Below are 9,094 nucleotides of genomic sequence, written 5' to 3'. Positions count from 1 at the left end.
GTGCGCGAGCAAACTGGACCTCTAGTGGCACTTGAACTCATGCTTCTCTCTCTCGCGCGGACACAGTCGGCTCTGTCGATGGACAATGAAGATGCGCAGAGGACTCTGGAAACGCTACAGAGGGAATGGTCCGAAACGCTTCGGATTCAACTAACTGCGTAATTTTTGAATGCGGGCGGTCACAATTGGCCGCCCGCATATCCTTATAGTTGAGAGCATACGCAATTCCATGTATGATTTCTCAATGGTTCGGTCCAACGCGGGTGAACGTCATCAGTAAGCACAGCGTCTATGCTGATGAAACCTCCCAAGACGGTCGAGCCAACTAACCCTTGCAGCCCACACGGTCTGCACAAACCTTGAGGTAAATAATGGAAGACCAATCAGAAGATTGGGCTGAGTTCGCCCGTGTTCAAGAAGAACTGAAGAACTCATCAACATCCAATGATCGCCAATGGGGGCTAGAATACGCCCTGGACAAAACGTTGGATGACATCGTTCAGAAAAATTCGTTTGATCGTACTGATACAGAAAGACGGATTCAAACAGGCGCTCGAAAAAACCGTCATCGCAAACGTCTATTGCGTTTGAACCCTGTTACTTGGCTACCGCATACTTGCGACCCTTCATCCATGCTCGATGCCCGTTCGCAGCTTCAGGCGCTCAAATCTTCACTCGCAGACTACAATTTGTTGGAGAAGGTTGCTGCTGGAGACAGCTATGCAGAACTGGCAGAAGTGGAGCATGCTACCCCTGCTTCGCTGCGAAAGCGCGCGTCGCGCGCACGGAAACGCTCAAAGGCATTGTTAGTAGACTAAGCACTTTTTGGCACCATCACTGTACGATGGTGCCAAAAATTCGACTCCCAAATTACGCTGGGTGAAAGCTCGATTTTCAATCGTCCCTTTTGAAGAGTTTCTGACCCAGGCCAATTGGCCGAGTCCGCAAGTAGTCCTCTATCTCCCGCGCAATCGTCTCGGCCGTTTCCGGGCGCTCTCTACACTTCTCTGCCCAACCCCGCCCTGGATGCAGCACATCCCACCTTGGCCGCAAACCGTTATACCTACCTTTACCGGGATCATGGTTTCCGAAGCCATCGATCAGGGTGTTCCAGATGGGTGAAAACCGACTGATCATCAAATTTTCACCCAAGGGAATCCATATATCTTCAACAACAAGGTAACGACAGAAGAAGTCGTCTATGTTCAGCGTTGAGGCGGCAGAACGAATACTCTCGGCGTGCTCGTCCAATCGTTTTTTGAGGTAGGGCTTAGGCTTAGCGTTTGAAGATAAGCCTCCTTTCCTGCCACCTGCGGGAATTGCCTTTCCGACATAGATTGGCGCGCGCCACCCTCCATCTGTGTTTGCATCAGCAATCTTGCGATAAGGCGCGAAACCGCCTGTGTAGTATATCGTATAGACCCCTGCCCCAACGAAAGTATCTAGTGCGCCAAGTTGCACAGGTTCTTTTTCTAGAAGGGCTTCGCCCACGGAAGCCGCGAGATTTTCTCGGTCCAGCGGGTTGAACGGATTGTATTCACTCATCAGTGCAACTTGCCGCGCTTTGTGATCCGCACCAAGTCAGCTTCTAGAAGCTTCTGAGCCACACTAGAGGCAACGGAATGTGCTAACATTACTGGAACAGCATTCCCGAGCTGACGCATAGTTTCACTCCACGCTCCATGAAATACATAGCCGTCTGGGAACCCCTGTAGGCGCGCCGATTCACGGACCGTGAAGTACCTCACCTCTCCGTTCGGCTTGACCATCATATTTTCGCCGCCTGGAACGCCATGGTCGCCAGCTTTAAGCGCTTTAGACGGCAGGTCGATTGGGGAACCGGTATGGCCCTTATAAACGCGTGCGCCTGGCTGAAACCGGTGATTGGCGATGCCTGCAGTTTGCCGCCCGTCAGAGCGCGGTTCAGGAAGGGTTTGAAGTGCATCACGTACCGTTTGCCAAGGAAGACTACCATCGCTTGAGTTAAGCGCGCGAAGCCTCTCAATACGACCTTTTAGTCGTTCTGGCACTAATCCACGCGCTCGCTTTGAAACTTGGTGCCTGTCCCAGTACTCGCCCGTTATCCACTGCTCCCGAAGCAACGCATCAAGACTATGCGTGGTGTCGGGGAAATTCCAATGCACGTCCTGATCTTCGCGGAAGCCGACGATAAATACTCGTTCCCGTTTTTGTGGAGCACCATAGTCCGCTGCGTTGAAGAGCTGGCGCGCGACATTGTATCTGACACCATGATCGCCCGTAGAGGTCTTCTCTCTTTCTAGCCGCTTCAAGTGTTCTTGCCAGGTTTCGCCTCCTCTTTGAGAGATTTCCGGCATAGAGACACGATGCTCGATGTAAGCGACGTAGTTAGCGAACGCAGCACGGGTTAAACCTTTTACGTTCTCTATGATGAAAGACCGCGGTTTCAGCCGCGCCACAACATCCGCAAACGTAGAAAACATATCCCGCTCATCTGCGAAGGCGCGATGCTTTCCGCCAATCGAAAAAGGTTGGCATGGTGGGCCGCCAGAAATGAGGTCTAAGTCGGATGGAATACTTGAGTAGTCTATGTCTCGAACATCGCCACACACTACGCGGAGATCTTTCACTAGTGGAAACCCGCGGGCCTTGTTTTCTTCCAAGGTTTCGCAGGCCCATCTGTCCCGTTCTATCGCAGCAACAGCATGAAAACCGGCAAGCTCAGTTCCTAACGCCAGTCCACCAGCGCCCGCAAAGAGCTCAAGTGATTTCAGCATATCGCTTCTCCTGTTCGATCTATTCTTGTGCAGCAGTCCAAAGATGGGCGCTTTTGGTTAATTTGAAGCTTCGTACTTTTTCCAAAGTATTTCAATTAGCTGGCCCTGGGTGATACCTAACCTTTCCGCCTCTGCTGCTATTGCTTCACCCACCTTCGGGAACACCTTCGGGTGCAACTGATAAGTGCGAGGGCTAGGTTTGCGGCCAGGCTTCTTGCGAGGTGTCCTGTCGAGGAAGCCCCTCGCCTCTCCGACCTCATCCACGCGCCGGACTTCTTCAACAGTCGTACCCTTGGGGCGTGCCTTCAACCCTGCAAGTCTATTTGAGCCGCTCATAAACAGCCTCCGTGAATGCCTGAGCGTTGATCAACGCTTTGTCCACTTTTCCGCCCGTCATCATCTCTGGATCGTTCATCATTGCAGTCAGATCACCGCCATAGGCAAACAGCTCCGAGAATGCCGCACGCGCAACTAAAGATGGCTCGATCACGTCGATCCCTGCCCCTCTGAGCTGCTCTTCCAGCTCTTTTTGGACGCGGCTTTTGACTGCTGCACTTGTCTTGGTCAAAACCACAGCATGTCGGATCGAACGCCCGAGCGCCTCTTCTTCTTCTCGTACCAATGCCAGTGCTTCGGAGCCGATCTCTGCGTCGAGGGCCGTCGGCTGCATCGGTACGATCACCAAGTCCGCTTGGGAAATCGCACGACTTACAAGCTGGGAGGCAACCCCTTCCAGGTCCACAATAACGATTTTGCCATCGCCGTCCGCGCTCCGGATTGTTGGAACAATCTCTGAGCGGCCAATCTCGTTCTTGAGGGTCACACCAGTGGGCACGCCGTGCAATGCCCATCTGGTCAGAGATTTGTTCGGGTCACAGTCTAGTACTGTGACATCCGCTCCCATCCGGGCGAATTCAGACGCCAGAAGGACAGCGCAAGTTGATTTACCGACCCCGCCCTTGGGGCTTGCCATAACGATAACGGGCATTGCTCGATCCTGCCGCTTTGTTGTTACCGGGTTTATATCCTGTACCGGAAAAATATCCAACACCTGATTTAAATCTATAACCGGATTTATTTCTATTACCGGTTTTTAATCTTACGGCCTCCCGCGCTTCTCGAACCATTTCCGGCAAAACCCAACAAAAGCCCGATCAGCGTTACGAGGAGGCTCCACACACCAGTCGCGCCACTCGCGTTCAAGAAAGCGTACATCCCATCCAGGAGCAGCATGGCGCGCTTCTTCGTAGGTATCAGACTGCAAAGGAGGAACACTGTCTTCAATGAGCGAAGCAGGGGACATCGTGCCGCGATTGGTGAAAACCACCATGTCGGCTTCATCCTCAAAGGTAACGTGGTAATCCGGCAAGTGGTCATGCTCTGCGAGCTGCCGGATCATCTGCCGGAAGCGCTTCTGAGGGCTTTGAGAACCAGTCTTGAGAAGCAGTTTGGCCAGCGTGATACGCCAAGATTTCTGTTGACCACAGTGCTTTCGAGCAATTTCGTACACCCGCCGTTCAATGGGCTTACGCAGACGGAAGTAGTCCCTATGCAGGGTCAGAACTTCTTCGTTTCGGATCGCGTTGAAGACCCAATCCGACAGCTTCACCTCACACCAGAGCAGGCGACCATCAAGACCGTGCTTGCGACGGATTGAGGAAGCGTCGATCAAGCCGAATCCATCGACCTGTTCTTCGTCCCCGGTCACAATGTTCGTCCTGATACGGGTTCCTTCAAGACGGTCCAAGGCATCAAGAAGGGACTGATACTCCCGGCCACTTGTACCGCGGTTTGTGAAGATAAGCAGCTCTCTGGAATTGATCCGAACACGGGGCGAAACCGGAAGGCCTTCCTTCAGTTTCGCCATGATCTGGCTGATGCAGTAAATCAAAATGTCTTTGTCGTAGATCGTTGCGAGACCCTTCACACTGGGCGTGATCTGCAGCCACTTATTGCCATTCTCGTATCGCTTGACCGTAGTTTCCGGCTTCTTTGAAAGCGAGTAGAACGGATGCTCCATATGTTGCATCACGTCCTTCAACACGGCGTCAGCGACATCGCAGATGAAAAGGTCATGCTGCGGGTGACGATCCGGAAGGAGCGGGGCGAGGGCGTTCGTGTTATCAGTTACCATGGGCCCACATTCGTGGTTTTAGTTACCACAGTCAAGATTCGTGTTATCAGTTACCCAAAGCAGGATTTCAGTTACCAAGATTCGTGTTATCAGTTACCGGACATTACAATAAGTCTTTAAATTTCAAATGATTAAGAGTAACTTGCTCACCCGTAACACAGATTCTAACACATATATAACACCCAGCCTGACAAGCTGAGACGATCACCGACAGCACTCCACCAATTACCTCTGATAGAAAACGCATGCATCAACACCGGTGGTTGTCGTGGTCCATGACGCTCCAAGGACAGCGCATGTGGACGCGTTGCTGGCTAAGAAACGAGGAAGCGTCACCGTCAGCACCAGGGCCACAACCAATGCACCCAGACCAAACCATGGCAGGCGGCTTTTGAGACGATCCGCTTTCTGTTCCCGTTCGAACACCGCTCGATAGGCTGTGGACCTGTCATCTTCCGATTTAGCCAAAGCCCCGATGGTCTTGTCCGTCTGGACGCCAAGGCGTCTGACAATCTCGGTCATCGCGTCAGCGGTTGCGCCCAGGTGGCTATCGAGGGTCTGGCCCAGAAGATCCCCGTATTTTTTCGGATTGGTCTGGTCCCGTGCGGCAAAGGCCGCGATCCGAGCTTCTGTGGCAACCTTGATGTGCTTGTCCGCCACGGCGGTCAGATCGTCGATCCTGTCGGACATACTGGCGACAGCCGTGGCCATGAGATCGAGTGTTTCGCGCAGATCATCGTCGGAGAGGGCAGGGAGGTGGGGTTGGTCTGGCATCGTGAGGCGTCCTTCGGATTACTGGTCCTGCGGGACAAACAGCCCCTTAAACTCGGGATCGGTGTAGTAGCGCAGCTTCTGCGCCACGGCGGTGGCGTGACCCTGCACGCGCAGGAGCTGGTTTTCCGGGCGGAGCTGCATGATTTCATCAGGGGTCAGCAGATCGCGGCCCGTCAGGTTGTTGCTGAAGCTGGGGCCGTCACCGGGCTTGAAGCTATCGGTCTGGAACCCGGCTGTTTCCTGGCCGATCATCTGGCTCAGCCACTTGGCCGTCTCGAAGTCATTCACCCCGAAGACCTGCTGCACCCCGGCATTGGCAATGAACGTCCCCGCGCGTTCGCCATAGAGGTCCTTGAGCTGGCTCATGTCCTGCAGGATCGGCCAGAGCTGAAGCCCATAGCCCGCCATCAGCCCCATGGCGCGTTCTACGGCCTCCAGACGGCCCAGGGAGGCGAACTCATCCAGCAGGAACAGCGTGGGCGTCTTGAGGCGCTGTGTGCCCCCCCAGAGCGCCTGCAGGGTCGCTCAGGGGCCTCACGGACGCCTCAGCGTCCCGTGCGATGTCCTGAAGGGCCTGAGAGACCAGAAGGCGCAGCCAGCGGCTGTAGGCGTCCATCCGGTTCGGTGGCAGCACCAGAAACACTGAAGTGATCCGGTGGCGCAGATCGGAGAAGTGGAAATCCGACCGCGATGTGACCCTGGCAATGCGCGGGCTGTCGAGGAAATGGGTGTGGCGCTGTGCGTTCGACAGAACCGAGGCAGCTTCCCGATCCGCCTTGCCCAGAAACCGATTGGCCGCGCGGGCAATCAGCCCACCTGCCGCATCGCTGTCCTGCATCAGTTCCAGCAGCGCGCGCAGCTTTTCCGGGGGCAGGGTGAGATATTCCCGGACGGTGGCGAGGGTGCGACGGTCACGATCCTCGTGGCAGACGCAGAACATGATCAGACCGCCGAGGATGGCCTTGGCCTCCTCGTTCCAATGGGCTTCCGTGACCTGTCCCGGCGGGTCCATCACCAGCGCCTCTGTCAGGGAGGCCGCATCCTCGCCCAGATCGAGGCTGTCCGGTGTCAGCCGGTCCAGCGGGTTGTAGGCGGCGGAGGGATGACCGCTGACCTCAAACGGGTCGAGGACGTGGACCGTTCCGAACCGCCGCCGGGCTTCCCCGGCGATCCGGGCATTCTCGCCCTTGGGGTCGATGACCAGGACCGAGCGCTCCGCCGCCAGCAGGTTCGGGATCACGGTGCCGACGCCTTTCCCGGCCCGTGTCGGGGCGAGGGTGATCAGATGGGCGGGACCGTCATAGCGCAGCAGCCGCCCGGTGTGCGGGTTGCGCCCGATCAGAAGACCGTCTTCCCGCTGGAGCTTCTTCAACTCCTTGCGGTTGGCGAAGCGGGCGGAGCCGTGGCTGTCGCCGGTCAGCCCAAAGAAGGCATCGGCCCCGGAGGCCATGCGCCAATACTGGAACCCGAAGACAGCGCCCACAAACATCAGGGGTCCGAAGACCAGCCACTGCCCCGCGCTTTCGCCGGGCGGCTGGTCAAAGAAGGCGAAGACGAAGGGCGTGGCCACGAGCGCTCCGATCATCGCGCCGAACAGGACAGCGCCGATCATCCAGCCCAACAGGATGGGCGTGAAGATCAAACGACCGAAGACCCGGAACAGCCCTCCGAAGATGCGCATCACGCTCCGCATCAGGACGGCGTTTCCGGATCAGAGCTGGACGGGGCAGGGGAGGGAGTCCCCCAGTCCGCGAAGGCCTTGCGGTCCTGTTCGCGGGGCAGGTTTCGGATCAGCCGGTCGAGCATGTCGGCAGCACCAGAATCCCGTTCCGCCAGGTCCATGAGCGCACCGCCCAGGATCACCTTGCGCCGTGTATCCAGCTTGCGCTGTCTGGTGGCTTCCCGGTTCTTCAGTGCCTGAAGCCGGGCCTTGGCCTGGGCGTAGCGTTTCTCGGCTCGTTCGAGTTCGGTGTCTGCCAATGCGCGTCTCCATCTTTGAAAAGAGCAGGTGGACAGGTTGGTCTTGTCAGATCGAGCGATAGCGCTTACCCGTAGGCCTGTAAAGGACAAGGGCGCACTTATGCAAACTCTTCACCTATGGTTCCGAGATTTGCGTGCGATCTCTCTGGGGCAAAGCCCCGGCCGATGGCCATCCCCTTCGCTGCGTGCCGCCGCGACATGGAAGGGCGCGCTGCCCCTTCCAAACCATCCCAGCCCAACCTCAGCGGTTGGATCGCGTCCCGCAAGGTCGCGCCAGCGTCTCGCCCGATGCCCCACGGTGGGGGCCGGTCTGCCGCTGGCGTCTCCCTTGCGGGAGGTTCGTGTCGTCGGACCTGACGGTGCCGACACGAACCGGGTTTGCCCCCGGCAAACCGCCAGTGATCTGTCCCCATATCCTGCCCCCCATGAGGCTGGGGATCTGGGGGCAGATCACTGGCAAGCCCGCGCGGCGGAGAGCCGTTGGCTCGCCTCAAGCGGGCTGTCTTTTCCACTCGTACCGCGCCGGGCCGGGGCGCGATCCATCGGGGAAAAGACAGCTGACCCAGTGGCCCATGTCGGGGCATGGGCTGGGGTCAGCGGCGGGGCGGGTTGGCTTCGTTTCTGTTACGAGGCGGGGTAGGCGTCATGGCCAGCTACCACCTCTCGGTGAAAACGATCAAACGCAGCGCCCGGCGCTCTGCCACGGCGGCAGCAGCCTACCGTGTCGGGGAGCGTATCGAGTGCCAGCGCGAAGGCCGTGTGCACGATTACACCCGCAAGCAGGGCATCGAGGAGACCTTCATCCTGACCCCGAAGGATGCCCCGGATTGGGCGCAGGATCGGTCCCGCCTCTGGAACGAGGCCGAGGCCAGCGAGACCCGTCGCAACTCCGTCACCGCCCGCGAATGGGAGCTGGCCCTGCCCTCTGAGATCAGCGCCGGGGCCCGGTCGCAGATCACCCGCGACTTCGCCCAGGAGCTGGTCAGCCGCTACGGTGTGGCCGTCGATGTGGCGATCCATGCACCGCACCGCGAGGGCGATCAGCGCAACCATCACGCCCATGTCCTGACCTCCACCCGCAAGCTGGAAGCCGAAGGCTTTACGACCAAGACCCGCGTGCTCGATTCTGCGAAGACCGGCGGCGTCGAGATCGAGCAGATGCGCGGCCTCTGGGCCGAGTTGCAGAACCGCGCGCTCGAGCGGGCAGGAGAGGTTGAGCGTGTCGATCACCGGTCGCTTGAGAAGCAGCGTGACGCTGCACAGGAGCGTGGCGACAAGCTGTCCGCCGAGGAGCTGGACCGCGACCCCGAGCTGAAGCTGGGGCCAGCGGCCAATTCCATGGAGCGGCGGGCGAAGGCGATGGCCGAGCGCCAGGGCCGGGAATACGTCCCCGTCACCGAGCGCGGGGCCGTGGTCCATGCCGCCCGCCAGGCGCGCGTCGCTTTCCGCG

The 9,094-nt window shown here is 57.9% G+C and carries 8 protein-coding genes and 1 pseudogene; 2 read left to right on the top strand and 7 right to left on the bottom strand.

Going from position 1 to position 9,094, the window contains the following annotated elements; genetic code table 11:
- Nucleotides 1–371 precede the first annotated feature (371 nt).
- The gene (locus ABJZ52_RS10320) at nucleotides 372–818 is read left to right on the top strand and encodes a hypothetical protein (protein WP_348487758.1); all 447 of its coding nucleotides are present in this window, start codon (nucleotides 372–374) and stop codon (nucleotides 816–818) included.
- Nucleotides 819–894: 76 nt separating this feature from the next.
- Here ABJZ52_RS10320 and ABJZ52_RS10315 read toward each other — a convergent pair whose 3' ends face one another.
- The 7 genes and pseudogenes from ABJZ52_RS10315 to ABJZ52_RS10285 form a co-directional block, all read right to left on the bottom strand.
- Complete coding sequence (locus tag ABJZ52_RS10315) at nucleotides 895–1,545, bottom strand: Eco29kI family restriction endonuclease (protein ID WP_348487757.1); 651 nt, start codon at nucleotides 1,543–1,545, stop codon at nucleotides 895–897.
- Complete coding sequence (dcm, locus tag ABJZ52_RS10310) at nucleotides 1,545–2,756, bottom strand: DNA (cytosine-5-)-methyltransferase (protein WP_348487756.1); 1,212 nt, start codon at nucleotides 2,754–2,756, stop codon at nucleotides 1,545–1,547. Before dcm ends, ABJZ52_RS10315 begins: the two co-directional genes overlap by 1 nt.
- Before the next feature lie 319 nt (nucleotides 2,757–3,075).
- A complete protein-coding gene (locus tag ABJZ52_RS10305; protein ID WP_348487755.1) occupies nucleotides 3,076–3,744 on the bottom strand; it encodes a ParA family protein in 669 nt (222 codons plus the stop codon).
- 111 nt (nucleotides 3,745–3,855) lie between these two features.
- A complete protein-coding gene (locus tag ABJZ52_RS10300; RefSeq protein WP_348487754.1) occupies nucleotides 3,856–4,890 on the bottom strand; it encodes a replication initiator protein A in 1,035 nt (344 codons plus the stop codon).
- A 225-nt stretch (nucleotides 4,891–5,115) separates the two neighbouring features.
- Nucleotides 5,116–5,664, bottom strand: a complete 549-nt coding sequence (locus ABJZ52_RS10295; RefSeq protein ID WP_348487753.1) for a hypothetical protein — start codon at nucleotides 5,662–5,664, stop codon at nucleotides 5,116–5,118.
- Between the two features lie 18 nt (nucleotides 5,665–5,682).
- Nucleotides 5,683–7,090: pseudogene (locus ABJZ52_RS10290) on the bottom strand (type IV secretory system conjugative DNA transfer family protein); the annotation flags it as partial.
- A gap of 266 nt (nucleotides 7,091–7,356) precedes the next feature.
- Nucleotides 7,357–7,644: a mobilization protein gene (locus ABJZ52_RS10285; RefSeq protein ID WP_348487752.1), complete on the bottom strand. Its 288-nt coding sequence runs from the start codon at nucleotides 7,642–7,644 to the stop codon at nucleotides 7,357–7,359.
- Between the two features lie 645 nt (nucleotides 7,645–8,289).
- On the opposite strand from ABJZ52_RS10285, the gene mobQ reads away from it, so the two are divergent.
- Nucleotides 8,290–9,094, top strand: an 805-nt coding sequence (mobQ, locus tag ABJZ52_RS10280) for a MobQ family relaxase (protein WP_348487751.1), incomplete at its 3' end; no start/stop codon positions are given.

It is taken from the genome of Roseibium sp. (assembly GCF_039982295.1).
Taxonomy (GTDB): Bacteria; Pseudomonadota; Alphaproteobacteria; order Rhizobiales; family Stappiaceae; genus Roseibium.
This window is presented reverse-complemented; position numbering and strand designations above follow the sequence as displayed.